Below are 24,312 nucleotides of genomic sequence, written 5' to 3' on the forward strand. Positions count from 1 at the left end.
TTGAAGGCCTGCACCGCGCTGGCACCGTGACTTCCGCTGCGACAACCGCAGCCGCCTAGCCCAACCCAATATTGAGCAGACCATGTCTCTAGTCACCTATACCGTCCGCGACCACGTCGCCGAAATCGTTCTCGACAACGCGCCTGTCAATGCACTGACCGTTCCGATGGTTGACGCGCTGATTCGGGCGTTGGATCGCGCCGCCGCCGACGACTCGGCTCGCGCAGTCATCGTTGCAAGCGCAGCACCAAAAAGATTCTGTGCCGGGCTTGATATCGCAGCGCTGCAGGGTGCTTCGGCAGATACCGTCCACACGCTACTGGACAAGCTTTACGTCCAGTTGTCAGAAGCACAGTATCGCCTCGGCAAGCCGTCCATTGCCGCGGTGAGTGGCGCTGCGCGCGGCGGCGGCATGACGCTGGCGATCTCCTGCGATCTGATTGTGGCTGCCGAGGATGCCAGCTTCGGCTACCCGGAGATTGACGTTGGCATGCTGCCGGCGATCCACTTTACCCACTTGCCGCGCATCGTAGGTCGTCACGTCGCCTTCGATTTGCTCTTCACTGGGCGCTCCTTCACTGCGAGCGAGGCGCACGCCTTGCATCTGGTGAATCGCGTCGTTCCGGCGGACATGGTGCTCGAGGAGGCACGGTCACTGGCGGCAAGCCTAGCTGCCAAATCCGCATCCGCGATGCGCATTGGCAGAGCGGCATTCCACCGAGCCGTCGACAGTGACTACCGTCGCGGAGTTTCCTACGCGGTAGATACGTTCTGTCGCGTTGCAGCTACCGACGATGCGCGCGAAGGCATCTCGGCATTCGTGGAAAAGCGTAGCGCGAATTGGGGCTGATACAGTCGGCGTAAGGGGCGTTTCCCAACGCCCCTCCCCTCAGAACACCGCCGTCCGTCAGTTGGCACCCCGCGACGGCCTTATATGGGTACGCGCAAAGTCCAGCATGGCTGTCGCGTACTGGGCGTTCGCGTCCTTCGCCACCAGGTACTGCACTGGCGAGCGTACTGCCGTCTCTATGTCTCGAAAAATAACGCCACCGATGCCTGTTGTCGCAAGGCATTCTGGCACGATGGCGACACCAATGCCCATCGAGACTGCGGATACCGCAGTCAGCCATTGGCTTACGCGATGCTCGATCCGAGGCGAGAAACCTGCTGCGACACAAAGACTCAAAATCGTATCGAAGTAATACGGTGAGGAGCTTCTGTTGAAAAGAATGAAGTTCTCATCCTTCAGGCGCACCAGATCCAGCGGTTCGTTCGGCAATTTGAAGTGCTTGGGCGCACAAATCATGAAACGCTCGTTGAAGAGCGTCGTGCAATCAATTAGCTGTTCCTGATGAGGGACGATGGAGTGCGTGAAGCCGACGTCCAGCTCTCCCCGTTGAATTCGGTCGAGCTGACTCATCGACGACATCTCATGAAGTGAGACGCGGACATCCGGGAATTGAGTTCGGAACGCACCAATGGCATCGCCTAGCCCGCGATACAACATTGAGGCGTGAAATCCGACATTGAAGCGCTGGGCCAGCAAGCCGTCGAATCGCCGGACTTCGTCGAACGAAGCGTTCGCCTGGCTGATGAGCGCCACAGCGCGCTGATAGAACTGGCGCCCAGACTCCGTCAACTCAACGCTACGGCTACTTCGCGTGACCAGCGTGACGCCTAGAAAAGACTCCAACTGCTGGATCGCCACACTGAATGGTGGCTGAGAGACGTGACATCGCGCTGCTGCCCTGCCGAAACTAAGTTCCTCCGCCAATGCTGCGAAATAGCGGAGGTGACGCAACTCAATCGCTTCCTTGTGCATACACGGCTCTTATGTGCCGCGCGCATGCAATTACGAACGCGGCTCTTCTTCTGGCTGGTTGTATCCGTAGTATGCCAGAACGTCGGCTGGCCGCTCAGGGCCAGGTTCGAAGACTTCGAGCAAGACGTTATCTGGCGCCTCGACCATGAAATAGCCGCCTCCGTGTGACGATCGGACGCCAGACGGAATATGCAGACCAGCCGACTTCATCCGGTCATGCAACTCCTGAAGACCCACCACCTGAAAGCCTAGATGATGCACCGCATTCTTCTTCAAAGTGTCAACCGGCTTCTCATACAAGTGCATAGCACCAATACCAATCTTCATGAAAACATTGCGTGTTCCTGCGTAGATACCATCCCACGCCACCTCCGCATCGAACCATTCGCGATAGAACCGAATAGTGGCCTCGAGATCAGCACAAAGGAGATGCGGATGGTGCAAGTGGTAACGCTTCCTCGAACCATACGGAAAACGTGCATTGGTTTCATCGAACGACATTGCAGTATCCTCTTCAAAGCGTAGGAGGCGGCATCCGATATGTCGGAGGCGTCTCGCTCAGCATGATGGGCGAAGCCACTCCTTTGTAGCCGTCCGCCATCTCAACAAGCAGGCCCATATGCGCTGTATGCGGATCCTGCAGCGCCTCTTGGACCGAACTGATGGGGGCACATGGCACACCCTTTCGTACCAGCAAGTCAACCATCGCGCGTCCGTCACGTTCACTCAGAGCAGCCCGAAGGACTACCCTAAGCACTCCACGGTTCACCGATCTTGCTGGATTGGTTGCAAAGTGCTCATCCAGCGCGACATCCTCGAGGGCCAACTCGCTACACAACGTTCGAAACTGAGTATCGTTGCCGACCGCCAGATAAATGGGTCCGGTTGCCGTCTCGAATCTGTCATAGGGATAGATATTCGGATGGGCGTTCCCTGTCGGCTGCGGACAGCTGCCCGTCGAAAGGAAGTTGCCGGCGTGCGGGTGAAGCAACGAGACAGCGTTTGCGTACAGCGTCGTTTCCACCAGTTGACCGCGCCCAGTTTGATTACGTGCCTGCAAGGCCAGAAGAATGCCAATCGTGGCGTTCAGACCCGTCGTCATATCAACGACTGGAAGCCCGACGCGCAACGGCCCGGATGCTTCATCACCATTCACGCTCATGAGCCCGCATAGCGCTTGGACAGCGGTGTCGTAGGCAGGCAAGCCACCGTATGGACCATTCGCACCGAATCCAGATACACGGCAGTGAATCAGCCTCGGATTGCGCTGCAGGAATGTCCCAAGGTCCCATCCCCAACCTTGGAGCGTGCTGGGCTTGAAATTCTCGATCAGCACATCCGATTGGTCGAGCAACGCTAGGAATTTTTCACGGTCCGCGGCATCTCGAAGATTCAGGATCGTGTTGCTCTTATTGCGGTTTGCGCCGGAGAAGTACGCAGAGTTACTCCCCAGATAAGGTGGCCCCCATTGACGCGTATCGTCGCCCTCGGGCCCCTCCACCTTGAGGACATCGGCGCCATGGTCCCCAAGAATCTGGCCGCTTAGCGGTCCACCAAGCACCCTGGACGCATCCAGGACGCGGAGCCCTGTTAGCGCCCCGTACTGCAATCGATTTTCCATGTTCTCCGACCGACGTTGTGACGAAACGTCATGGTAGAGAACGCGTCTTCTCATTCAATACAAAGTTCGTATCGGTCCATATCAGATTCAGAATCATGGCGCCTCCGGCAGCCGTACGATTACCCAAGATAAGCAAACTACGAACAACGGGGACAACCATGAAGAACACCATCCGCGGCCTGCTGCTGCTCACTCTGGCCTTTGCAGCGCCCTTTACCCTGGCCAAATCCGATTTTCCGTCACGAGCCATTACGTTTGTCGTGCCGTACCCTGCGGGAGGGCCCGCCGACCTTATAGCCCGCGCCGTCGCCACCCGAATGAGCACCCTGGCCGGCCAGCCGGTCATCGTTGAGAACCGGGCCGGCGCTAGCGGGAACATTGCGGGCGAGTATGTCGCCAGAGCGACAAAGGATGGTTACACCCTACTTTTCGGGTCTTCGCCCGTACTGGTCATCAATCCAGGCCTCTACAGGTCCCTGAAATTCAACCCTCTCAAGGACTTCGAGCCGGTGGCCGATTTCGGCAGCATGCCAAACGCGGTTTTGGTCAACGAAGCCCTTCCCGTCAGCTCGATCCCGGAACTCATTGCCTATTCCAAAGCGCACCCGGCAACTTTTGCTTCTGCCGGTAGCGGTGGGACAACCCATCTCTCGGGGCTCTTGTTTGCCAAGGCTGCAGGAATCTCATTGATGCATGTGCCGTACAAAGGCTCCGCACCCGCGCTTCAAGCACTTTTGGGAAATCAGGTCACAATGACCTTCACCGACGTCTTCACGGCCGATCCATTCCTGAAAGCCAACAAGCTGAAGATCCTCGGCGTAACCTCTGCGGAACGTTCGGCGCTACTCCCGCAGGTCCCTACCTTGCAGGAGCAAGGTATGAAAGACATCGATGTCAGCGTCTTCTTCGCGCTGCTTGCTCCTGCTGGCATTCCCTCCGAAGTCCAGCAATTCCTCGTCGCAGTTAGTAAGCGAGTTCAGGACGACGGAGAGCTGCAAGCACAACTGAAAGCACGCGGGCTCAACCTGCCGTCACAGCGCACCCCAGAGGATTTGCGTCGAAAGATGAAGACGGAAGCCGAAGCCTGGAAGCGTCTAATCACCGCGACAGGCGCGTCTATCGACTAAGCCATGGCCGACGTCAACAACATCGAAGGCTCACGAAGGATGCTGGTCCAGGCCCTGGCTCAAGCACGAGCGAGTGGTCGACAGGTGACCGATGTGGAGCGACTATTCGAAATCAACGACGAGGTTGCCGCCTTTGAAATCATGGTCGACGTCGCCGAATCCCTTGCGTGGACGCAATCCGGCTGGAAGATTGCGGCGACTAACGCCCGTCTTCAAGAGCGTCTTCGCACAGCAGGACCGGTATGCGGGATTACCTTCGCTCAGTTTCACACCCTTCAGCCGGCCACCCTCGCACGAAGGGCTTTGCTGGATCCCGTCATCGAGTGCGAGTTCTTCTTCGTAATTGACCAGAACCTACCCCCAAAGATGGCGCCCTACACGTTGGATGAAGTCGCCAGCGCCGTCCGCGACGTGCGCATCGGCATTGAGGTGGCGGAATGCCGGTTCCCGCACAAGCAGCTTCCTGCGCCCTTGTATGTCTATGCCGACGGCTTCGCCTCCGGCCGCTACATTCATGGTGCATCGGTTCCTGACTGGCATCGAAGGTTGCAGGACGGCATCGACGTAACGCTCATTCGAAACGGAAAGGTGCACGGCCGAGGGTCGTCTAGGGACGTCATGAACAACCCTCTTCACGCCGTCACGTGGCTCGCGAACTGGCTGCGCAAGAGATCCATGGGCCTGCGCCAAGACGATATCGTCAGCTCAGGTGCCTGCAACGTCCTGGCTGCGGCTCGTACAGGCGACGAGTTCCTGGCGCAGTTCGCAGACGTCGGGGATGTCGCCGTGGAGATTCGGTAGCACCGCAGCGGCTTCCTATTGACATGCGATCGAGCATTCCCTTTGGTCCGGGGACGTCGCGGTAGAAGCCACGGGCCTTGCCCATGACAGGACGTCTTCCCACATCCATGACGCCTCCGCATTGAAATAGCCCATGTGGCCTATCCCTGCAGTTTCTCGCTGCGGGGAGAGGTCGACGCGCCGAATATCGCAGTTCGCGTACTGCTCGATGAACGCGTCCCGAGACTTCGGTGGCGCCCACAGGTCGTCCACCGAATTCACTGCAACGATTGGCATACGTACTTCGGCAAAAGCCGCAGTCAAATGCTGGAGCTCGGGGTCATCGAAGAAGCAACGGGGATACTTGCACCAACGCGTCCACTGTCGATAAACGCCCAGAGGCAAGTCCTCACCCATGCCGAACTTGCTCCACGCCATGTAGCCCTTGGTGGCAACCAGGACAGGCAAGACGGCGCTCCACATCAATCTGACCTTCCACGCTTCCAGCTTGGGCATCCAGCCTGCCCAACCCGCCCCAGTCCCGAAAATGTAGGCACCGCTGAGCCCTGCGTGGTTATGAAGCAGGCCGAGCGTCTGCCCACCGAAGGAATGACCAACTAGCCGGACGGGCGTATCGCCCGATCGCGCCGCCGCCACGACTGCCGTGACGTCTAGCCGTGCCCAATCCAGATAAGTCGCAGAAAATCCGCGCAACGAACCTTGCCGCGACAGTCCGATGCCCCGATAGTCAAAAGTCAGCGTTGTAAAGCCGCGCGCAGCAGCAAAGCGCGCAAATTTTCGATAGTAGCGCTGCTGCACGCCAGTTGCACCGGCTACCACGAACCGGCCCAACTCTGCTCCATGGGCGTCGAAACGATATCCCACGAGCGGAAAGCCATCCGCGGTAGGGATGGTCAACCTCACGGGCGGTGCACCCGACCCAACGTCAACAGCCTCTGTCATGGTTATAACGAGTGTTATAGGCGAAAACTCATGCTACGCTATGACACTCGTTATAGCAATGCGCTTGTACATGCCCTCTAATGACACCTCCGCGCGCGACCGCCTTGTATTGGCCGCCGCGGACATGCTCCGCCGGCGTGGACTACATGCAACCAGCATTCGGGACGTCGCCAAGCATGCGCACGCGCCGCTCGGCTCCACGTATCACTACTTTCCTGATGGAAAGTCCCAGATGATCTCCGAGGCCGTTGCCATGGCCACTGGATACATCTCCGAGCAGCTGCGAAAGGCGCTCGAGCGTGGCGTTGTAGAGGGCGTGCGGCAGTTCTTTTCAGTTTGGCGCGACATCGTTGCGGCGAGCGACTACCAGGCTGGCTGTCCCGTTATGGCAATCGCCGTCGAGGCTACGGACAGCGAGACGGACCGAAAGGCACTCGAAGCGGCAAACGCCGCATTCACCGAATGGCGGCTGCTTCTCGCAGAAGCCATTTCAGAGCATGGAGTCTGCCCAACCGAAGCTACTCAAACAGCTGATTTTGTCATCGCCGCATGCGAAGGCGCAATTGCCCTATCCCGGGCGAGTCGTAGCGTTCAGGCGATCGACAACGTCTCTTCCCAGATGCAGCGCTTCTTGACCACTCTACCGATGGAGAGCTAGGAACGGAAACGGGTTCTCCAGCGGAGTGGCATCGGACTTCGACGACAGTCGTCACATAGGGCCAAACGTCGATACAGATAATAAATCGATGGATTCATTATCCGTATTGGACAAACCAAAGGTCGTGCCGAAAGAATCGTTATACCGGTATGGTCGCACCGCACGCAGCGATTCCACACTGCAGCACGCGCATCTCCGGCGGGCACTCAAAGTGCCCTAGAAGATCAGAACAACGGAGACAACGATGACCGTTCATTCGCCCCGCCGGCGGACTTTGTTAGCTGCTGCGTGCTGTATTCCATTTGCCACCACCACGTCGCGAGCGGAGTCCTTCCCTGCCAAGCCAATCACTTTGATTATTCCGTATCCCGCAGGTGGTCCCACGGACGTGGTGGTTCGTGTCCTTGCAGAGGAGGCGCGCAAATCATTGGGGCAACCGGTGGTCGTCGAAAACCGCCCAGGGGCCAATGGCTCGGTCGGGGCTGCAACGCTGGCCCGCGCTCCCGCCGACGGATACACACTCGCAGTAATACCGCAATCTGTCTATCGCGAGCCCTATCTGAACAAGACGAGCTACGATCCACTAACTAGCTTCACCTACATCGCCCTGTTGACCGACTTCACGTTCGGCATCGCTGTACGAAGCGACGCGCCGTGGAAGTCATTCAAGGAGTTCGTGGTCGATGCAACTCAGCGGCCAAACAATCTCAGCATCGGTTCAGGTGGAGGGCTTCTTGGAACTCCCAACATTGCAGCCGAGGAGTTGATAGACACCGCCAAGGTGAAAGTCAACGCGGTGCCGTTCAAAGGCGACAGTGAAGTCGTCAACGCACTTTTGGGCGGCCACATCGATGCGGCCGTGCTTTCCGGCGTGGCCGTCCCACATATCGAGTCTGGAAAGATGCGGTACATCGGCGCCTTCGCAGAGAAGCGAATTGCCCGCTTTCCCACGCTACCGACGATCGTCGAACAAGGGTATCCAGTGTGGGTCGACTCCCCATATGGGATTGCGGGTCCGAAGGGGATGGAGCCATCCAGGATCAAGCTCATACAGGATGCGTTCAGACTTGCCTTAGAATCGCCCGCCAGCACCCGAGTCCTGCAACAGTTGAATCAACGGGTAAACTACTTGGGAGCTGACGACTATCGGAAATTCGCAGCTTCCACCTACGCGCGGGAAAAGCAAAGAGTCAAACGCTTGCGAGAACTCGGTCGTCTAACCTAACGCGTGGCTATTCGCATTTCCTTTGTGCCGGCATGCCCTTGGCAAACCGGCACAAAGACAATCAGTTCGTGTCCCGTACGAATCGTAAGCCTTCGGTCCCACAAACAACAAGTCGACAAACTCCCCGTCATCCCTAAACGACAAGCCCCATCGGTCGGGCTACTGGTGTGAGAACATTCGGTTGCCCCCGATTTCTACACTGGCTTGAAGAATAGTTCCCGATCCGGATTCCGTGATGAAGAGCGTCTTACCGTCATGCCCCCCGAAGGCGACATTCGTTGTGTGTCGATGCCCATCTGCCTGAATCCTTGCGGTTGGCTCGCCGAATCTATCGACTAACCAGACCGATCCCAAACCAACATGAGCGATAGCCAATCCGCCCTGCGCATCGAGCGCAAGGCCATCAGGCCCGTTGCCTCCAGATAGCTGGACAAAAATACCGACCTTTGTTGCGTTGCCATCCTTGTCCAGGGGTACGCGCCACACGGCATTCGCACGAGTTGCTGCAACAAAAACGCTTCGCTCCTCCAAATCCATGACAACACCGTTTGGGCTGGGAATGTTGCTGAGTAGGCAAGATACCTTACCGTCTCGCGTCACGCGAAATAATCGCCCTGTAGCATCATGTAGCCCGGTCAATCCCTGATCGGTGAAGTAGAGATCCCCGTTTGTCGCGAAAAACAAGTCGTTGATTGCCTTGAAGTGCTCCAGGCCCGCTCGCTCAAGAAATGACGATACTTTCCCTGTTTGCGGATCGACCGTGAGCAGCCCACGCTTGAAGTCTGCGACGAATAGCCTGCCATCGCGATGAACCTTGAGTCCATTCGGCCAGCCGTCATACTCCGTTAGAAGTTCAAAGCTCCCATCGCCGGCGATACGAAAGATTCGCCCATTCGGCAGGTCCACACAGTATAGATTTCCGTCTCTGTCGAACGACGGCCCCTCCAAGAGCGTCTCGGACGGCGTGCCGGCTGGTTGGCCAGTGCACCATTCTGCATTCGGTTTAGCAGGACGCAGATGTTGTGGGAGCTCGGCAAACACGGTTGCCTCAATGCGAGGCGGAGCGGAGAAGAACATTGCTAGCGTTTCTCCTTAGTCCATCTTCAGTCCAAGATCTTTGATAAGCGGCCCAAGGGCCTTACTTTCACTCTCGATCTTCTGGGACAACTCTTCGGAAGTGCTGGCCGTCGCCTCCATCCCCAATTCTGCGAACCGTTGCCTGATATCAGGCAGGCTCAACACTGCAGCGATGTCATGTTGAATCTTCTGCTGAATATCTTTTGGCAACCCTCGCGGGGCGAGAATCGCATGCCAGAGCCCCGCCTCAGAGTTCATGAGCCCGGCTTCTGCCAGCGTAGGAACATCTGGCAAAGCGGGAATGCGCTTTGTGTCGTTTGTGGCAAGCGCGCGCATCTTGCCTTGCCTGATGAAGGGCAGATTCGCGGCAATACCATCGACCGCCATGTCGATCTCCCCACCCGCCAACGCACGCGTGACATCCGCTCCGCTCTTGTAGGGTACATACTGAAGCTGGATTTTGGCGTCCCGGCTTAGACGCTCCGCCGCGAGTTGAAGCCCTACGGTGCCGCCACCGATGGTGTATTTCCCTGGATGGGCACGCGCCAATGCCAGAAACTCAGCCATGCTCTTCGCAGGTACCTTCGGGTTCGAGACGAGAACCACGGGTACGTTTGCCACGAGCGAAATTGGCACAAAGTCGCTTTGCACGTTGTAAGGCAACTTCGAAAACGTGAACCGGTTCACGGTCAATGTCGAGTTGATCGCCTGAAGCAACGTGTATCCATCAGGCGCGGCCCGGACAACGTCGACTGCCCCAATCGTCGTATTCCCCCCCGGCTTGTTGTCGATGATGACACTCTGCCCCCAACGTTCACTCAACCTCTGGCCGATCGCTCTTGCCACCACGTCAGCTGGGCCGCCAGGACCAAACGGAACCACAACACGCACTGCTCTAGTTGGCCATTCAGATTTGGCAACTGAATAGGGGCTCGTAAGCATCGCAACCAACCCAACTGCCACAGCGCAAATGCGCGGGACAGCATGCACGAATTTACTCATAGTCTCCTCCGTTTTATGTACTTCGCGGACGAGTATGTGCCAACTATCCAATCCTGATAATCGAGATTGTTTGCACAATTATCCTGGTTTTCAGCATACTAGGAGGCTCCCACGTCGGCACGTCAGTTGCATGGGATAAAAGTCGAGGATGACTTTTTACTGGCAGCTACCAAGTGATCCCACAGTAGCGTGGCTGCTGTGGATAAGCTTCTTCCGCGCCGACGAACGAGGTAAAACCGCCTCACGAAGTGAGCATCAGTCAGCGGGCGAGAGACAAGGTCGTCGCGCTGGCAAAGTGGCAGCGCCATTCGCGGAACGACGCCTAAACCGAACCCCGCACTAATCAGCCCAACCAGCGTTCCAAAGTTGGTCACCTCGAACCCAGAATCGCGTATGCCAGCTTTTCGCAAATCCATTAGGCGTTGCTCCCAAACGTCGCCCCGGCCCGCAACATGGACGAAGTCTCGCCCGACTAGTTGAGACAAGGACAAGCGCCGACGTGCGGAGAGCGGATCATCTTTCCTCAGCAGGACCGAGAATTCTGCGTCAAATAGCGGTGTAGCCTCGAACTCAGCCAAATCACCGGGTTCGGCAGCAAGCGCTAGATCAGTAATACCTTGGCTCACCATCTCAAAGCACCGCTGAGACACACCATCGCGCAGATTGATCCGTATCCCACTATTGCCCTTTGAGAATTCACTCAGCCTCTCGGGCAACCAAGACACGCATGGAGTAGGAGTCGCTGCGATGGACGCCTCACCTGACTTCCCTGCGATTCTCGCGCGCAGTTCATCCATCGCAAAATCGACCTCAGCAGCAATCCGACGCGCACCCAGCTCAAATATCTCTCCTTCGGGGGTGAGCGCCACATGCCTGGTACTTCTGTCGAACAGGCGTACGCCCACATCCTCCTCCAGGCGACTGATGATCTGGCTGAATGCTGACGTCGAGACGTGTACTCGCTCAGCTGCGAGCGAGAACCGCAGCGTCTCACACAAGGCCAAGAATGCGTCTAGTTGGGCAGTCGAAAGTCTCATTGTTAAGTAAAACAGGATTATTTTACGAATAAGCCCAATTTACTACAAAATAGACTTGACGCAAGATCCTGCCAGTCATTTTCTAGCAGGAGACAACAATGGTGAAGAGCCTTCTCGTTGGATGCGGTGCAGGGTTTTCGGGCGATCGAGTTGACGCCGCTGAGCCGGTCGTTGACACGCTGATCCGTCGAGCTCAACCGGCCGTACTAATTTACGAGAACCTAGCTGAGCGCACGCTTGCGTTTGCACACATTGCGAAGTCCAACGATCCGCAACTGGGATATGAGCCGTTGCTCGCATTGGAACTATCCCCCGTGCTCGGCAAGTGTCTTAGTCACGGCATTCCAATCGTTGGCAATTTCGGCGCGGCCAACCCAGAGGGCGCTGCCAAACGGATTCTGGAACTCGCCGCCGAACTTGGACTGCCAACTCCGACAATTGCGATAGTCAGCGGTGACGAGGTTCCTCTGGATGGCCACATTGAAGCCATGGCAACTCTGTTTGCGACATCGGTGCCACAGGAGAAGGTAGTAAGCGCCAATGTCTATCAAGGTGCGTTTCCGATCGCAGAGGCCCTCAAAGCAGGCGCGCAAATCGTCGTGACTGGGCGCGTCGCCGATCCAGCACTTACTCTCGGCCCCGCCATTGCGCATTTTGGCTGGCAAGAAGACGACTGGGACAAGCTGGCGGGTGCCTCTATTGCCGGCCATCTCCTGGAATGCGGCAGCCAGGTAACAGGGGGGTACTTCTGCGACCCCGGCATGAAAGATGTGCCTGGAATGGACAAGCTAGGCTTCCCCATCGCGGAGATCTTCCCAGATGGCAGTTGCATCATCACGAAGGCGGACGACACGGGAGGAATGGTTGACCTACTGACCGTCAAGGAGCAACTGATCTACGAGATCCATGATCCTGCCCGGTTCATGACGCCCGACGTAGTGGCAGATATTGGCGAACTTGAGCTCGAACAGATAGGTGCAAACGCGGTTCGTGTACACGGAGTGCGCGGCCAACAACGACCGGATACCTTAAAGACCAACGTCTACTTCGACGACGGTTGGCTCGGGGAAGCCGAAATATCCTATTCCGGCTGCAATGCCGAAGCCCGCGCTCGCCTTAGCATGCAAGTCATTGAAGCTCGCCTGAAAGGTGCGCTTCACCTTCGATTCGATCTCATTGGTGTCGTGAGCATCAGTGGCGACGACTCAGGACGTCTTTTGAAATCGACGGCTCGGGGCTTCGCTAGCGATGTACGGCTGCGCGTGGCCGGTGCTCATGCTGAAGCAGACGTCATCGATCGCATGCTACGAGAAGTGAACGCTTTATATAACAACGGTCCTGCAGGAGGTGGCGGCGTTAGACTAAATAAGCGCCGGCGCGTCTCGATGCAAACCTGCTTCGTTCCTCGTTCCGCGGTTCCAGCCCGCTTCCATTTCGTCACGCAATGAGGCCTCTGATGCCAATCAAAACCGTTCCACTCTACGAACTTGCGCACGCTCGCACGGGTGATAAGGGAAATCGATCAAATATTAGCGTGATCGTCTACCGGCCAGAAGACTACGATCTACTTGTGACCCAGGTGACTGAAGATCGTGTTACGGAGCATTTTAGGCATCGGACGCCAACTCATGTCGTTCGTTATCTCTTACCAAGGCTTGGCGCGATGAACTTCGTCCTCGACGATGTACTGGACGGCGGCGTGAATAATTCCCTTAATCTGGATGCACACGGGAAAACTCTTTCGTTTCACTTGCTATCCCTTCCAATCGATATCGGGTAGCCCACACTTAAAAAAAAGGAGACCATCCTAATGACCCGAATCTTTCTGGCTGCAATATTCGCTTCCTTCTCTATTTGCGAATCAATAGCATCCACCGACATTTCCTCAAGCTTTCCACAGAAGCCGATCAGAATGATTGTTCCATTCGGTGCCGGATCGGCCACAGATCTGTTCGCTCGCTCCGTGGCTGAAGCGATGGGTCAGCAGACCGGCAAGGTCGTTGTCGTAGAAAACAAGCCAGGTGCTAGCGGTTTTTTGGCAGCTGTCTCAGCTAAGACGTCCGCGCCCGACGGCTACACCATCTTCTTTACAAGCAACACAACTCAGGTCGCCAACCCCAACTTGTTCAAATCCCTTCCTTATGATCCGGTAGCTGACTTTACGCCACTGGCGCTTCTTGGAAGCGGTGAGAATGTCCTTGTCGTCAATGCTAAGTCTTCGATACGCTCGCTATCCGATCTTATCAATGCGGCAAGAATCAAACCTAACACTTTGACTTTTGCCGCTGGCAGCGCGTCAAGTCGCGTATCCACCGAGCTGCTTCAACAGATGAGCAGCATAAAAGTCACCCATATTCCATATAAAAGCAACCCACAGGCGATCATTGACTTACTTGGAGGACAGGTTGATTTTATGAGCACGGACACCGCCACTGGCATCCCTCACATAAAGCAAGGATCCCTGCGAGCCCTAGCAGTTACTGGAAAGAAGAGGAATCCACTGCTACCTGATGTCCCGACCATGGAAGAGGCAGGAATCTCAGGATATGTATTTAGCAACTGGTTTGCGGCCTATTCCCCAGCAGGCACTCCCTTGCCAATCTCCACAAAGCTCAGTCGACTTTTTAACGATTCGCTAAAAAGTGAGAGCGTTAAGCAATTTTCAAAATCCTCAGGAAATCTGATTGAATTTCGCGATGGCGTACATCTGCGAGCATTTCAAGCGGACGAGACGGCACGGTGGGCAAAAATTATCAAGGCAGCAGGTATCGTGGCGGAATAACTAACAACTCATTGGATTGCACCTTCAACTGGAGAGTTGACGCGCGGTCAATGGACACCGTCCTCTCTGCCCTGAGACCACTTCAGCAGGTTGAGGTGCACTCTGTGCATGGCCCCGGCATCTGAACACGGCGCCGCAAAAGGCAAGTAGACCTGGCGAATACCTGGCCACCGTCTGACAGAGGCGGTGGTTCCGACCCATTTACTCTTCCGCAATCAGAAACCGGTTCGGATACTCTCCCAACCAGGCCGGCGCCCTGCCACGGCCCGACCAGGTCGCGCCCGTCTTGGGGTCAAGATACTTGGGAGGCAATGCCTCCTTGGCAGCCTTCGCGGCCCCACTGCCAGCGGGCCACGAAGGCGCTTGCCTTGGATGTCCTCCACGGGCAGGTCGTATCGCTCCATCAGCGTGCGGATTTGCTCTCAGCCCCTCGACCGAAGTTGACCCCCGCCAGGCACTCTGAACGATTGCGCCTGAATCTATTGCTTGTATTTGATGGCTTTGCCCTTGCTCGTCATCAAAGCACCTTAACGAGCGCACCATGCACCACGTACGCGGCCAACGCGACGCCTGCAACCAATTCGTCAACAACACGGTTTTTACGCGTTATGAATAAGTATGAAGGCGCTTTTTGCGCAGATGTCCTTGCCCCATAGTTCTCCTGCACCCGCATGAACGTGCGAACCAAAGGAGACCTGTCCGTGCCAATCATCAAATCTATCGAAGTCTGCGCAGCCCGCGTTCCGCTGGATAACGTAACTTCCCTCTCTAGTCGCACCGTGTACGACCGTCACTATGGTCTGGTCAAGGTACGCACTGCCGACGGTCTTGAAGGCATCGGTTTCTGCTATGTGGGAAGCGCGGCAGGCGAGATCTTCCGTGTCGCCGTTGAACAACTTCTTGCCCCGGTGCTCCTTGGAAAGGAATCACTGGCGGTCGAAGGCCTCTGGAAAGATATGTACCAAGAGGCTCTTCTGCAAGGCCGCATGGGTACCGTGATGCGCGCCATCAGCGCAGTGGACATCGCGCTGTGGGACTTGAATGCTAAGAGCGTTGGCCTGCCGCTCCACAAGTTCCTTGGCGCAGTCGAAACAGAGACCGTGGCTGCATATGCCAGTGGCGGCTACTACGTCGAAGGCAAGACGGCTGAGATGGTTGGCGAAGAAATGGCCAGCTACGTTGCCAAGGGTTTCAAGGCCGTCAAGATGAAGACCGGTCGCTGGTCCCCGCAAGGCGAGGAGTCGCGGGTACGCGCCGCTCGCGAGGCCATCGGCCCCGACGTGGAGCTGATGCTCGACTGCAATAACGGCTGGACCGATACCGTCCAGGCTATGCAATACCTTAGCCGCATCGAACAATACGATCCGTACTTCATTGAAGAGCCGTTCAGCCCCGACGACATCGAAAGCCACGCGCGCCTGGCGAAGCTGACCCGCATTCCCGTCGCTACCGCAGAAATTGGCTACGGACGCTGGTACCACAAGCAACTCCTGGATATGGGTGGCGCCGCCATCCTGCAGACGGACGCTGCCGTATGCGGTGGCATCACGGAGTGGAAGCGTATTGCTGCGATGGCAGCCGGCTACGGCATTCAGGTGTGTCCGCACTGGTTCCACGACGTGCATGCACCGCTGGTCGCTGCCACGCCGAACGCACGATATGTCGAGTTCTTCTGGGATGACCAGGTGCTGAACTTCCGTCGTCTGGTTGACCGTCAACTGGACCACAAAGAGGGCCGTGTCGTTCTTCATCAGACGCCTGGTCTGGGCTTTGGCTTCGACGAGAAGGAAGTCGCAAAGTACGGCAAATGGTCGACTGTGTCGTAATTCGCAGCGTCACATAACTATAAGACGGTGGGTTCTTGAGCGCGATACTGCGCTCAAGAACGTGGTGAGCCATTCGAGCAGAGGCAACTGTTCGAATGGCTCACTGCACTTACGCCGCGAGAATCTGAATTTGTTTGGAGACAGTATGCAAAAGCCTGATGAACAAGTGGTAATGCGCAAAATCTTCTGGCGCGTTATTCCGCTATTGATGATCCTCTATGTGGTTTCCTACATCGACCGCATAAACGTTGGCTTCGCGGCCCTTACCATGAACAAGGACATTGGTCTGACGGCCTACATGTTCGGTTGGGGCGCTGGGATATTCTTCTTCGGCTACTGTCTCTTCGAAGTACCAAGCAATCTCCTGATGCTACGGTTCGGCGCACGCCGCTGGATTGCCCGCATCTTACTGAGCTGGGGCATACTCTCCTGTGCTATGGCGCTAGTGCAAGGGCCTACGAGCTTTCTGGCTCTCCGCTTTCTACTAGGTGTCGCAGAAGCAGGCTTTTTCCCCGGCGTAATTCTCTACCTGACCTACTGGTTCCCAGCCAGATACCGCGCGAGAATTGTCGCTATTTTCAGCCTCGCGATTCCCGTGTCGATTGCTATCGGTGCACCGCTATCCACACTTATCCTTGAGCTCGACGGAGTATTGGGCATCAAAGGCTGGCAATGGCTCTTTGTCATTGAAGGGCTACCCGCTGTGATAGGTACGTTCGCTGTCCTCCGATTGCTTACGGACCGCCCTGACCAAGCATCTTGGCTCACTCCTGAAGAAAGAGCGTGGTTGGACAGTGAACTTGCAAAGGACGCTGGCGCTAGCAGTGCTCACAACGTTTCGGCGCTGCGCCAGGCATTTGCGAATCCCGCTATCTTGGTGCTCGCATCCGTCTATTTCTGCGCCATTGCTGCCAACCTTGGACTGTCATTCTTCCTGCCGCAGATCATCAAAGCGCAGGGCTACAGCACAATGCAGGTCGGTCTCATCACGTCCATTCCGTACATTGCAGGCTGCGGGGGCATGCTCCTCATAGGATACTTGTCGGATCGATTTAACGAGCGGCGTTGGTTCCTCGCTCTGACGATGATCCTCGCCTCCGGAGGACTAGCATTGGCCGGCTCTCTAGGCGCATCACCCTGGTCCATCGTTGCACTCAGTGTCGCCGCAATCGGGATTCTGGGATGCAAAGGGCCGTTCTGGTCGCTGCCGGCTACATACCTCAGCGGCTCAGCCATGGCAGGTGGCATCGCGTTCATCAACGCTATTGGAAACCTAGGAGGCTTTGCGGGCCCCTACCTCGTTGGCAGCTTCAAGGGCGAATCCAGCAGCTATGCAAGTGGCCTCTTCGCGTTGGCAACAATGGCTGGCCTCGCAGCGTTGATAGCGATCCTCTTCATTCATCCGCGGCGCAATCGCACTGAAAATCCCGGAAACGACATACACGGCGCACTCTCGACGCCCGCTGACGAGCGCTCTTAAGCAACTACTTGTTGCGACGCGTCTTCTTCCCTTCGTCCAGGTGAGCTTCGGCCATCTGGACGAAAGCCTCTGCCAACTGCGCACGCACTGACGCACGCAACCAGCACATACCGACGCGGCGAGAGGGACATGGGGAGGGAAGGCGCCAACGACGTAGTGCAGGGTCAGAATTGCCAATCACTGGCCAGTCGGGTAGGACCGAAACCCCGAAGCCTTCGGCCACGAGTTTGGCGATGTGTTCAATGCCGTCCAGTTCAAAGTGCACTTTCGGGCGTACACCATGCGCTCGCAAGTAGTCGTCCGCCATTTTTCCAGCAACAACGTTCCGGTCATAACGAATGAACGGCTCTCGCGCAGCCGTAGCCAGCGGGTCCGTTACCTGCATGCTGCTGGGCGTCAGCAAGATCAACGGCTCTTCGCGTAGTTGACGCCAGGCACAAGTTTTCGGGAGTTCGAATGTCGGATGCACGAGGATTGCCGCATCCAACTCCCCGGAAATCACACGATCCAAGAGTCGGGCCGATGTGCCTGGCTCGATGAAGACCGAGATATTCGGATTGGCGTTCATCCATTGTCGTAGCAGCGGCGGTAGCAACCCCATCAATGCAGTAGGCGTCGCGCCCAGACGCAAGGGCCCTGCTGGCAATCCAGTGTCAGATGCCGCCGAATGCAAGTCACGAACATCGCTCAATAGGTCACGGGCGCGCTCAAGGATCCGGGTCCCGACAACCGTTGGCTTAACGGTACGACCCGAGCGCGTAAGCAACTGAGCCCCGATATCCGCTTCCAGCGCACGAATCTGCTGAGCGACCGTTGTGGGCGCCAGGTCCAGTCTTCGCGAAGCTTCGGCGATGGAACCCATGTCCACAACGGTAATGAAGGTCTGAAGGAATCGCGTATCCATAACGACTAATTTTACGTGCTCTGACGACGGTTATAGCCGCTTTTTTTGTACTTCGGTTGGAGGCACAGTGCCTCAAAGGCATCCAAGCCACTGGACTATCAGCAAAAAAACAGGAGACATGACTTTATGGAACGCCGCCGATTCCTCTCTATCCTTGCCGCTTCATCGGCAGGATGCGCCCTACCCGCCTTGGCAAATGGCGGCCCACTACCAACGGGGCCCGTGCGCGTTGTCGTTGGCTTCCCGGCTGGCGGCGGCACCGACGTCCTTGCCCGGATCGTCGCCAACAAGCTCAGCGCCCTGTGGGGGATTTCCGTCCTTGTGGACAACAAGGTTGGTGCCGCTGGCCGCATTGCCGCGACTGAAGTAGCGAAGGCCACGCCGGATGGCAACACCTTGCTCATGGGACATATCAATGCACTCGGAATCGCACCAGGCTTGTATCCCAAGCTTCCGTTCAATGCGGAAAGCGATTTCACTGCCATCGCCCTCGTTGGACAGACCCCTCAAGTTCTCGTGTCAAACGACGCTCAAGCAGCGAAGACCCTGGCAGCGGTCGTCGACAGGTGCAAAAAGAACCCAGGAAAGGTCTCGTTCGGTTCCGCGGGAGCTGGTTCGGCTCAGCATCTGGCGCTTGCGTTCTTTGAAAAATCTGCGGGCATCTCTGCGTTGCATGTGCCATACAAGGGCGCTGCTCCGGTGATGAACGATCTGATTGGCGGCCAGGTCGACTACGCATTTGAAGGCATGACTACCACTGCGCCGTTTATCAAAAGCGGAAAGCTGAAGGCCATTGCCCAGACCGGACTGAAGCGAGCCAAGTCATTTCCGGATGTGCCGACCGTCGCAGAATCTGGCTATCCCGGATTCAACGCCAGCATTTGGTTCGGGCTCGTCGGACCGGCAAAGATGCCGACGGCGATGGTCAACAGAATCAACAGCGACGTAAACAAGGTGCTTGCTATGCCGGACGTGATCGCACGTCTCGACGAATTTGGCGCCGAGGATGGGGGCGGAACTCCGGAGCGTTTCGCCGCGTTCATGCGCACAGAGCGCAACAAGTGGGCGCAACTTATCAAGGAAAAGGGAATCACGCCAGAAGTGTAGCCATCGGCGGATGAACCGAGGTGCTCTCGCACTACAAATGAGAGCGCCCCGACAACCTCACGTTGTCGCGACTAGAGACCTATGGAACAAATCGTAAAGGTGGGGGAATTCCCCCCCGAGCTACAGCGACGGATTGACCAAGAGTTCGTCTGCCTCGATCCTGATGTGGTGCTAAAAGACGACGGGCTGCGGTCAAGAGTTCGAGCAATCGTAACCCGCAGCAACTACCACGTCCCTGTTGAGCTGATCCATCAACTCCCTGCGTTAGAGATTATCGCAACTTCAGGCGTCGGCTACGACGGCATTCCGCTGGAGGAGGCGCGCGTTCGCAACATTACAGTCACGAACACGCCAGGCGTTCTCGACGCCGCCGTATGCGAACTCGGGATTGGCCTGTTGCTGGCCATGCTCCGGAAAATACCGGGGGCTGATGACTACGTGCGCTCTGGAGAGTGGCAAAACGGCGCATATCCATTGACGACTAGTCTCAGTGGAATGCACGTTGGAATTGTAGGCTTGGGACGCATAGGTAAAGAGTTTGCGCGTCGCCTTGAGCCGTTCGGCGTATCAGTCGGCTACGGCGGTGGTCGCCAACAAGACGTCCCGTGGTGCTACTTCCCAAGCGTCATGTCGCTCGCCGGGTGGGCAGACATTCTGGTGCTCTGCTGTCGTGGCGGAGAAGATACCCATCGCCTGATTGACGCGACAGTCCTTGATGCCTTGGGCGATGGTTGGATCGTGAATCTATCGAGAGGTAGCGTGGTCGATGAGGCGGCGCTCTGTCACGCGCTGCAGCGCGGGTCGCTTCAGGGTGCCGCTCTAGATGTCTTTGAAGAAGAGCCCCTCAACGACTCTCCCCTGCGAAGTCTTGGCAACGTCGTGCTCTCTCCTCATGCGGGCTCTGCTACTGTTCAGACCCGTATTCAGATGCTGCGACTCACGTTGGACAACCTCCATGCGGTGCTACAGGGGAACCCTGCATTAACGCCAGTGCTGTGACGCGCACGGCTGGAAAAAAATCGCCTCTAGTGTTTGCTGAAATCGCCCCTCGTCACCCTTTCTCGTAGGCGGTGCAAACGCGGATGTGTCAAAACCCTGGCTAATGGCCCATTTTGGCTGGCTCACCAGGGAGCGCAAGAGTTACCCGCCCATGACAAGAGCGAGGTAGCCAATATAGCCGGAGCTTGCTCCGGGCAAGGAGACCGGAATGTTTCGATGGATGAAAGATCTCACACCGCGCGAGAATACGACGCTGCGGGCTTGCTTCGCGGGTTGGACCTTGGACGCACTAGACGTCCAATTGTTCAGCTTCGTCATACCCACGCTAATTGCAGCATGGGGAATCAGTACGCAACAAGTTGGCGTACTTGGAACGGTTGCACTCGTCACCTCTGCTATCGGCGGCTGGCTCGCTGGAATCCTGTCCGACCGCTACGGGCGGGTGAAGGTACTTCAACTGACGGTCGCCTGGTACGCAGTATTCACCTTTCTCTGTGGGTTCGCGCAAAACTTCGAGCAGTTCTTCATTTTTCGCGCTCTGCAAGGCATTGGATTCGGTGGCGAATGGGCGGCGGGTTCGGTGCTCATCGCGGAAGTCATCCGTGACAAATATCGCGGTCGAGCGGGAGGCTTCGTGCAAAGTGGGTGGGCGGTGGGCTGGGGCATCGCAGCGATTCTCTACACAGTGGTGTTCTCGCTAGTCTCTGAGCAGCAAGCCTGGCGTTGGCTATTCTGGATCGGCATCGCGCCGGCCGGCCTCGTGTTCTTCTTGCGGCGTCATGTAGATGAACCGGAGATTTTCACCCGCAACAAGGCACGTCAGCCGAAGCAGTCCATCTTCGCGGTGTTTAGCCCGACGTATCTTTCGACGACCATTAAGCTGTCACTCTTCACGACCGGTTGTCAAGGCGCCACATACGTCTACCAGGTTTGGCTTCCCACATATCTGCGCACTGAACGCGGCCTCTCTGTGATTGGGACCGGTGCATTCACCTTCGCCCTTATTCTTGGCGCATTCGCAGGATTCATCATCGGCGCATTTCTCGGAGACGCCATTGGAAGGCGCAAGACTTTCTTCGTAAGTACCGTTGGTGCGGCATTGATGCTTGTCGTCTACCTCGTGCTACCAATCACCAATACCGTCATGCTTCCGAGCGGATTCTTCTTGGGATTGTTCACTTACATGGTGTTTGCACCGCTGGGCCCGTATCTCAGCGAGATCTACCCAACTGCTATGCGTGGCGCAGGTCAAGGGTTCTGCTATAACGCAGGACGCGGAGTCGGCGCTCTATTCCCCCTGCTTATTGGCCTCCTGGCTGCGAAAATGCCACTCGGGAAGTCAATTGCAATGTTTGGCTTCATCGCATACGGATGCATGATCATCGCCCTCTGCATGTTGCCGGAAACCATGGGAAAGGGCTTGCCGGATACACCCGAAGACGGCAAAGACGACGCATCGTCCGCGCCTGAGCCGGGTGTCACTTCGAAAGTGTAGATCGAGCCCATTCAGTTCCGGTAGAAAGTTTCTGCACACACTTACCCATCTCGCGCGATGAGTGCCCGGTGAACGGCACTCGCTCAGGATTCTTATGACTACGCCCTGCTTGCCTGCATTGCCTGTAAGCCGTTCTCCGCGCATTCCAGCCCCTCCCTTGGCATGTGACTGCCACTTCCACATTTTTGGAGACGAGCGTGTCTATCCATTCGGGGTACCGCGGGACTACACGCCGCCTCCTGCGTCCATTCAGGATTGGCGAAAAATGGCCGCGCAGCTTGGCCTAGGGCGCACGGTCGTAGTGCAACCTAGCGTCTACGGCCATGACAACCGCTGCACGCTTGACGCAGTTCAAACCTTTGGCATCGAACGTTCTCGCGCGGTGGTTGTGCTGCATGACTCCGTGTCAGACGCCGAACTTGAACGGATGCATCTCAGAGGCGCAAGAGGCGTTCGCTTCAATTTGGTAAACGCGGGTGGGATGACCTCCGACCAGATAGCACGCGTCGCGCAACGCGTCGCTCCATTGGGATGGCACCTGCAGTTTTACCTGGAGGGCCGCCAACTTCAGGAGCTAGCACCGTTGATTGCCGCATTGCCGACGCCCGCCGTCATAGACCATATGGGGATGATTAGAGCCAACTCTCCGACATACCGCGATGAGATTGAAGCAATGCTGGGCCTACTTTCCAACAACAAAACGTGGGTGAAGCTCTGCGGCTACCGCTCTTCCGACAATCCCTACCCGCACGATGACGTTCAGCCCTTGGCACGGACGCTAGTGAATGCGGCCCCTGACCGATGCCTGTGGGGCACAGATTGGCCACACCCAGGCTTGGGGAGCGGTATGCCAGATGACGCAGCACTGTTAGATCTACTTAGCGACTGGACACCAAACCTCGCAATTCGAGACCAGATTCTTGTGGACAACCCCGCGAGACTCTATGGCTTCAACAGCGACTAACGCACGCGATGGGCACCCTGTCGTTAGGGCGCCCCACTGCTTTCCAGGTTTGGGATGCGAATCGTGCGTTAAGGTGACCCAAATTGGCAATCCAGCTTGACCCTCAGGTCCGAAAGTACTTGGCATTCAGCAAGGCCATGCGTAGGGTCGGCGCGGACAGCATGCGGGCTCGTCCAGTCGGGCCACCCCTCTGGCCAATCATCGACAGCAATCCACGCGGGTGGATTTCGTTTTATGACATCTAGGATGACCTGCTCAGGCCTTGACATACTCTCGAACCATGCCTTTCGCGTTTGGCGGCGATCGAAGGTTCCACCGATGCATCGCTCCTGCAAATCAACCGACAGTTGCGACTTCGCGTGCATGCGATGAAGCACTGGCGTTCAAGCGCACAGGGCACGCACAAGGCTCGAAGCGCTCTTTTGGCTGCGCTTTCGAATAAGCGGTGAGGTTGTGCCGGTTACGGGAAAACTTCTACGTCCCTTCACCAACCGCGGTCGATGGCGGTTGCATGTGCAGTATAGGAACGCCCATCGATACATGCGGCCCTTCCACACGCTGGAGTTACAGCAGCCTAGCTCACCCCCCTCAAATGGAGCGTTCGCCAGAGTCCTGTCCCGCTCAGCGTGTGGTGCCTTGCAAGCACGAACCCATGGTTCGCCCCGCTCGACGTCATCTGGGTGTACGCGCGGAAGTCGTAATAGCCCACTCTTCAAAGTAGGTCTTGTTCAATCTCGACTTCGGGCTTACCAGCCGCCGAGTCGGTGGGCAACTCTTGCATCACGGCGATGCGCAGGCACACTGTTAGACGGCACTGGATACCGTTGGCGCACGGACTCGTGGGTCATCCTCAGCCCCCCAAGAATCGAAAATGTAGACGATAGCCAAATCTAAGCGTGCAATGGCATGCGTGAGCCTACCGAGCAGGAGTCAAAGTCGGCCTTCGATATCATCTTCTGCAATCTCGAGCCATGCGCTCGAACGCTTCGCGGATGCCATTTTTTGTTTCGAGTTCCCAATGATGAAAGCCGCGTGCTACGGGCTTCCCATCACTCCTCGGCAATCAGGAATCTATTGGGATTCTTGCCCAGCCAAGCCGGCGCACGACCTCGGCCCGACCAGGTATTGCCCGTCTTTGGATCGCGATACTTCGGGGGCAACGGTTCCTTTGCTGCCTTCGCGGTTCCGCTTCCTGCAGGGCGTCCGCGACGACGCTTGCCTTGAATATCATCGACGGACAGACCGTATTGCTCCATCAGCGTGCGAATCTGCTCAATGACGCCAGCGACTTCAGTTGCGCGAACTTCCGCGAGTTGAGCCTCGAGTGCTTCCTTCTGGGCCAGTAGTTGCTTGTAGGTCGCCATGGGGGATTCCTGTGACAAAGAAAGTCACAATGTAACTCAATCCGAGTTCGGCGTTCGCACATTGCAACTTACGAAGGGA

The 24,312-nt window shown here is 56.8% G+C and carries 24 protein-coding genes and 2 pseudogenes; 15 read left to right on the top strand and 11 right to left on the bottom strand.

Annotated elements, in window-relative coordinates:
- The first annotated feature begins 82 nt into the window (after positions 1 to 82).
- Entirely contained in the window at positions 83 to 850 is a 768-nt protein-coding gene (locus tag A9J21_RS21370; RefSeq protein ID WP_066739169.1) for an enoyl-CoA hydratase/isomerase family protein, read from the top strand.
- 57 nt (positions 851 to 907) lie between these two features.
- Here A9J21_RS21370 and A9J21_RS21375 read toward each other — a convergent pair whose 3' ends face one another.
- Genes A9J21_RS21375 through A9J21_RS21385 form a run of 3 tightly spaced genes read right to left on the bottom strand, consistent with a single transcriptional unit; the run spans position 908 to position 3,443 of the window.
- Positions 908 to 1,822 carry a LysR family transcriptional regulator gene (locus A9J21_RS21375; protein WP_066739170.1) on the bottom strand — a complete coding sequence of 305 codons (915 nt, stop codon included), beginning with the start codon at positions 1,820 to 1,822 and terminating at the stop codon, positions 908 to 910.
- 30 nt (positions 1,823 to 1,852) lie between these two features.
- Entirely contained in the window at positions 1,853 to 2,323 is a 471-nt protein-coding gene (locus A9J21_RS21380; protein ID WP_066739171.1) for a VOC family protein, read from the bottom strand.
- A gap of 13 nt (positions 2,324 to 2,336) precedes the next feature.
- Positions 2,337 to 3,443, bottom strand: coding sequence for a CaiB/BaiF CoA-transferase family protein (locus A9J21_RS21385; protein WP_066739172.1), 1,107 nt, complete (start codon positions 3,441 to 3,443; stop codon positions 2,337 to 2,339).
- A 158-nt stretch (positions 3,444 to 3,601) separates the two neighbouring features.
- Here A9J21_RS21385 and A9J21_RS21390 point away from each other — a divergent pair, with 158 nt between their 5' ends.
- Both A9J21_RS21390 and A9J21_RS21395 read left to right on the top strand, forming a co-directional pair.
- On the top strand, positions 3,602 to 4,570 hold the full coding sequence (locus tag A9J21_RS21390) for a tripartite tricarboxylate transporter substrate binding protein (RefSeq protein ID WP_066739173.1): 969 nt from the start codon (positions 3,602 to 3,604) through the stop codon (positions 4,568 to 4,570).
- 3 nt (positions 4,571 to 4,573) lie between these two features.
- Positions 4,574 to 5,371, top strand: coding sequence for a 2-keto-4-pentenoate hydratase (locus A9J21_RS21395; RefSeq protein WP_066739174.1), 798 nt, complete (start codon positions 4,574 to 4,576; stop codon positions 5,369 to 5,371).
- A 15-nt stretch (positions 5,372 to 5,386) separates the two neighbouring features.
- Here the strand turns inward: A9J21_RS21395 and A9J21_RS21400 are convergent, their stop codons facing one another.
- A complete protein-coding gene (locus A9J21_RS21400; protein ID WP_231907002.1) occupies positions 5,387 to 6,274 on the bottom strand; it encodes an alpha/beta fold hydrolase in 888 nt (295 codons plus the stop codon).
- A gap of 163 nt (positions 6,275 to 6,437) precedes the next feature.
- Here A9J21_RS21400 and A9J21_RS32530 point away from each other — a divergent pair.
- The 3 genes and pseudogenes from A9J21_RS32530 to A9J21_RS21410 form a co-directional block, all read left to right on the top strand.
- Positions 6,438 to 6,545: pseudogene (locus A9J21_RS32530) on the top strand (TetR family transcriptional regulator); the annotation flags it as partial.
- Complete coding sequence (locus tag A9J21_RS21405; protein ID WP_231907008.1) at positions 6,546 to 6,971, top strand: TetR family transcriptional regulator C-terminal domain-containing protein; 426 nt, start codon at positions 6,546 to 6,548, stop codon at positions 6,969 to 6,971.
- 244 nt (positions 6,972 to 7,215) lie between these two features.
- On the top strand, positions 7,216 to 8,196 hold the full coding sequence (locus tag A9J21_RS21410) for a tripartite tricarboxylate transporter substrate binding protein (RefSeq protein WP_066739176.1): 981 nt from the start codon (positions 7,216 to 7,218) through the stop codon (positions 8,194 to 8,196).
- Positions 8,197 to 8,355: 159 nt separating this feature from the next.
- On the opposite strand, the gene A9J21_RS31115 is transcribed toward A9J21_RS21410, so the two are convergent.
- From A9J21_RS31115 to A9J21_RS21420, 3 genes are all read right to left on the bottom strand, one after another.
- Positions 8,356 to 9,273 (bottom strand): SMP-30/gluconolactonase/LRE family protein, encoded by a 918-nt coding sequence (locus tag A9J21_RS31115; protein ID WP_082926550.1) that lies wholly within the window; start codon positions 9,271 to 9,273, stop codon positions 8,356 to 8,358.
- Positions 9,274 to 9,288: 15 nt separating this feature from the next.
- Positions 9,289 to 10,275 carry a tripartite tricarboxylate transporter substrate binding protein gene (locus A9J21_RS21415; RefSeq protein ID WP_066739307.1) on the bottom strand — a complete coding sequence of 329 codons (987 nt, stop codon included), beginning with the start codon at positions 10,273 to 10,275 and terminating at the stop codon, positions 9,289 to 9,291.
- A 122-nt stretch (positions 10,276 to 10,397) separates the two neighbouring features.
- Entirely contained in the window at positions 10,398 to 11,312 is a 915-nt protein-coding gene (locus tag A9J21_RS21420; protein ID WP_066739177.1) for a LysR family transcriptional regulator, read from the bottom strand.
- Positions 11,313 to 11,410: 98 nt separating this feature from the next.
- Here A9J21_RS21420 and A9J21_RS21425 point away from each other — a divergent pair, with 98 nt between their 5' ends.
- The 3 genes from A9J21_RS21425 to A9J21_RS31125 are packed head-to-tail and all read left to right on the top strand — an operon-like array spanning position 11,411 to position 14,094.
- Positions 11,411 to 12,760, top strand: a complete 1,350-nt coding sequence (locus A9J21_RS21425) for an acyclic terpene utilization AtuA family protein (protein ID WP_066739178.1) — start codon at positions 11,411 to 11,413, stop codon at positions 12,758 to 12,760.
- 8 nt (positions 12,761 to 12,768) lie between these two features.
- Positions 12,769 to 13,092: a hypothetical protein gene (locus tag A9J21_RS31120; protein ID WP_156546076.1), complete on the top strand. Its 324-nt coding sequence runs from the start codon at positions 12,769 to 12,771 to the stop codon at positions 13,090 to 13,092.
- Between the two features lie 30 nt (positions 13,093 to 13,122).
- The gene (locus A9J21_RS31125; RefSeq protein ID WP_082926553.1) at positions 13,123 to 14,094 is read left to right on the top strand and encodes a tripartite tricarboxylate transporter substrate binding protein; all 972 of its coding nucleotides are present in this window, start codon (positions 13,123 to 13,125) and stop codon (positions 14,092 to 14,094) included.
- A gap of 201 nt (positions 14,095 to 14,295) precedes the next feature.
- Here A9J21_RS31125 and A9J21_RS31130 read toward each other — a convergent pair.
- Positions 14,296 to 14,448, bottom strand: a pseudogene (locus A9J21_RS31130) (H-NS family nucleoid-associated regulatory protein); the annotation flags it as partial.
- Positions 14,449 to 14,795: 347 nt separating this feature from the next.
- On the opposite strand from A9J21_RS31130, the gene A9J21_RS21430 reads away from it, so the two are divergent.
- Together A9J21_RS21430 and A9J21_RS21435 are read left to right on the top strand one after the other, a co-directional pair.
- Positions 14,796 to 15,920 carry a mandelate racemase/muconate lactonizing enzyme family protein gene (locus A9J21_RS21430; protein WP_066739308.1) on the top strand — a complete coding sequence of 375 codons (1,125 nt, stop codon included), beginning with the start codon at positions 14,796 to 14,798 and terminating at the stop codon, positions 15,918 to 15,920.
- 145 nt (positions 15,921 to 16,065) lie between these two features.
- The gene (locus tag A9J21_RS21435) at positions 16,066 to 17,400 is read left to right on the top strand and encodes an MFS transporter (RefSeq protein WP_066739179.1); all 1,335 of its coding nucleotides are present in this window, start codon (positions 16,066 to 16,068) and stop codon (positions 17,398 to 17,400) included.
- A 4-nt stretch (positions 17,401 to 17,404) separates the two neighbouring features.
- On the opposite strand, the gene A9J21_RS21440 is transcribed toward A9J21_RS21435, so the two are convergent.
- Entirely contained in the window at positions 17,405 to 18,304 is a 900-nt protein-coding gene (locus A9J21_RS21440; protein ID WP_066739180.1) for a LysR family transcriptional regulator, read from the bottom strand.
- 126 nt (positions 18,305 to 18,430) lie between these two features.
- On the opposite strand from A9J21_RS21440, the gene A9J21_RS21445 reads away from it, so the two are divergent.
- The 4 genes from A9J21_RS21445 to A9J21_RS21460 all read left to right on the top strand — a co-directional run bounded on the left by A9J21_RS21445 (position 18,431) and on the right by A9J21_RS21460 (position 22,869).
- Positions 18,431 to 19,411: a tripartite tricarboxylate transporter substrate binding protein gene (locus A9J21_RS21445; protein ID WP_066739181.1), complete on the top strand. Its 981-nt coding sequence runs from the start codon at positions 18,431 to 18,433 to the stop codon at positions 19,409 to 19,411.
- An 81-nt stretch (positions 19,412 to 19,492) separates the two neighbouring features.
- Positions 19,493 to 20,410 (top strand): 2-hydroxyacid dehydrogenase, encoded by a 918-nt coding sequence (locus tag A9J21_RS21450; protein WP_066739182.1) that lies wholly within the window; start codon positions 19,493 to 19,495, stop codon positions 20,408 to 20,410.
- Between the two features lie 208 nt (positions 20,411 to 20,618).
- Complete coding sequence (locus tag A9J21_RS21455; RefSeq protein ID WP_066739183.1) at positions 20,619 to 21,905, top strand: MFS transporter; 1,287 nt, start codon at positions 20,619 to 20,621, stop codon at positions 21,903 to 21,905.
- Positions 21,906 to 21,999: 94 nt separating this feature from the next.
- Positions 22,000 to 22,869, top strand: a complete 870-nt coding sequence (locus tag A9J21_RS21460; RefSeq protein ID WP_066739184.1) for an amidohydrolase — start codon at positions 22,000 to 22,002, stop codon at positions 22,867 to 22,869.
- 68 nt (positions 22,870 to 22,937) lie between these two features.
- Here the strand turns inward: A9J21_RS21460 and A9J21_RS32725 are convergent, their stop codons facing one another.
- Positions 22,938 to 23,234 carry an HAD domain-containing protein gene (locus A9J21_RS32725; protein ID WP_197497545.1) on the bottom strand — a complete coding sequence of 99 codons (297 nt, stop codon included), beginning with the start codon at positions 23,232 to 23,234 and terminating at the stop codon, positions 22,938 to 22,940.
- 684 nt (positions 23,235 to 23,918) lie between these two features.
- The gene (locus A9J21_RS31135) at positions 23,919 to 24,233 is read right to left on the bottom strand and encodes an H-NS family nucleoid-associated regulatory protein (protein WP_082926554.1); all 315 of its coding nucleotides are present in this window, start codon (positions 24,231 to 24,233) and stop codon (positions 23,919 to 23,921) included.
- Positions 24,234 to 24,312 lie beyond the last annotated feature (79 nt).

The organism is Cupriavidus sp. D384 (genome assembly GCF_001652915.1).
Classification (GTDB): Bacteria; Pseudomonadota; Gammaproteobacteria; order Burkholderiales; family Burkholderiaceae; genus Cupriavidus.

What these genes read in the sequence shown, in the direction of transcription:
- A9J21_RS21370 (WP_066739169.1), top strand. Translation starts at nt 83, where the DNA reads ATGTCTCTAGTCACCTATACCGTCCGCGACCACGTCGCCGAAATCGTT.
- A9J21_RS21375 (WP_066739170.1), bottom strand. Translation starts at nt 1,822, where the DNA reads ATGCACAAGGAAGCGATTGAGTTGCGTCACCTCCGCTATTTCGCAGCA.
- A9J21_RS21380 (WP_066739171.1), bottom strand. Translation starts at nt 2,323, where the DNA reads ATGTCGTTCGATGAAACCAATGCACGTTTTCCGTATGGTTCGAGGAAG.
- A9J21_RS21385 (WP_066739172.1), bottom strand. Translation starts at nt 3,443, where the DNA reads ATGGAAAATCGATTGCAGTACGGGGCGCTAACAGGGCTCCGCGTCCTG.
- A9J21_RS21390 (WP_066739173.1), top strand. Translation starts at nt 3,602, where the DNA reads ATGAAGAACACCATCCGCGGCCTGCTGCTGCTCACTCTGGCCTTTGCA.
- A9J21_RS21395 (WP_066739174.1), top strand. Translation starts at nt 4,574, where the DNA reads ATGGCCGACGTCAACAACATCGAAGGCTCACGAAGGATGCTGGTCCAG.
- A9J21_RS21405 (WP_231907008.1), top strand. Translation starts at nt 6,546, where the DNA reads ATGATCTCCGAGGCCGTTGCCATGGCCACTGGATACATCTCCGAGCAG.
- A9J21_RS21410 (WP_066739176.1), top strand. Translation starts at nt 7,216, where the DNA reads ATGACCGTTCATTCGCCCCGCCGGCGGACTTTGTTAGCTGCTGCGTGC.
- A9J21_RS31115 (WP_082926550.1), bottom strand. Translation starts at nt 9,273, where the DNA reads ATGTTCTTCTCCGCTCCGCCTCGCATTGAGGCAACCGTGTTTGCCGAG.
- A9J21_RS21415 (WP_066739307.1), bottom strand. Translation starts at nt 10,275, where the DNA reads ATGAGTAAATTCGTGCATGCTGTCCCGCGCATTTGCGCTGTGGCAGTT.
- A9J21_RS21420 (WP_066739177.1), bottom strand. Translation starts at nt 11,312, where the DNA reads ATGAGACTTTCGACTGCCCAACTAGACGCATTCTTGGCCTTGTGTGAG.
- A9J21_RS21425 (WP_066739178.1), top strand. Translation starts at nt 11,411, where the DNA reads ATGGTGAAGAGCCTTCTCGTTGGATGCGGTGCAGGGTTTTCGGGCGAT.
- A9J21_RS31120 (WP_156546076.1), top strand. Translation starts at nt 12,769, where the DNA reads ATGCCAATCAAAACCGTTCCACTCTACGAACTTGCGCACGCTCGCACG.
- A9J21_RS31125 (WP_082926553.1), top strand. Translation starts at nt 13,123, where the DNA reads ATGACCCGAATCTTTCTGGCTGCAATATTCGCTTCCTTCTCTATTTGC.
- A9J21_RS21435 (WP_066739179.1), top strand. Translation starts at nt 16,066, where the DNA reads ATGCAAAAGCCTGATGAACAAGTGGTAATGCGCAAAATCTTCTGGCGC.
- A9J21_RS21440 (WP_066739180.1), bottom strand. Translation starts at nt 18,304, where the DNA reads ATGGATACGCGATTCCTTCAGACCTTCATTACCGTTGTGGACATGGGT.
- A9J21_RS21445 (WP_066739181.1), top strand. Translation starts at nt 18,431, where the DNA reads ATGGAACGCCGCCGATTCCTCTCTATCCTTGCCGCTTCATCGGCAGGA.
- A9J21_RS21450 (WP_066739182.1), top strand. Translation starts at nt 19,493, where the DNA reads ATGGAACAAATCGTAAAGGTGGGGGAATTCCCCCCCGAGCTACAGCGA.
- A9J21_RS21455 (WP_066739183.1), top strand. Translation starts at nt 20,619, where the DNA reads ATGTTTCGATGGATGAAAGATCTCACACCGCGCGAGAATACGACGCTG.
- A9J21_RS21460 (WP_066739184.1), top strand. Translation starts at nt 22,000, where the DNA reads ATGACTACGCCCTGCTTGCCTGCATTGCCTGTAAGCCGTTCTCCGCGC.
- A9J21_RS32725 (WP_197497545.1), bottom strand. Translation starts at nt 23,234, where the DNA reads ATGCACGCGAAGTCGCAACTGTCGGTTGATTTGCAGGAGCGATGCATC.
- A9J21_RS31135 (WP_082926554.1), bottom strand. Translation starts at nt 24,233, where the DNA reads ATGGCGACCTACAAGCAACTACTGGCCCAGAAGGAAGCACTCGAGGCT.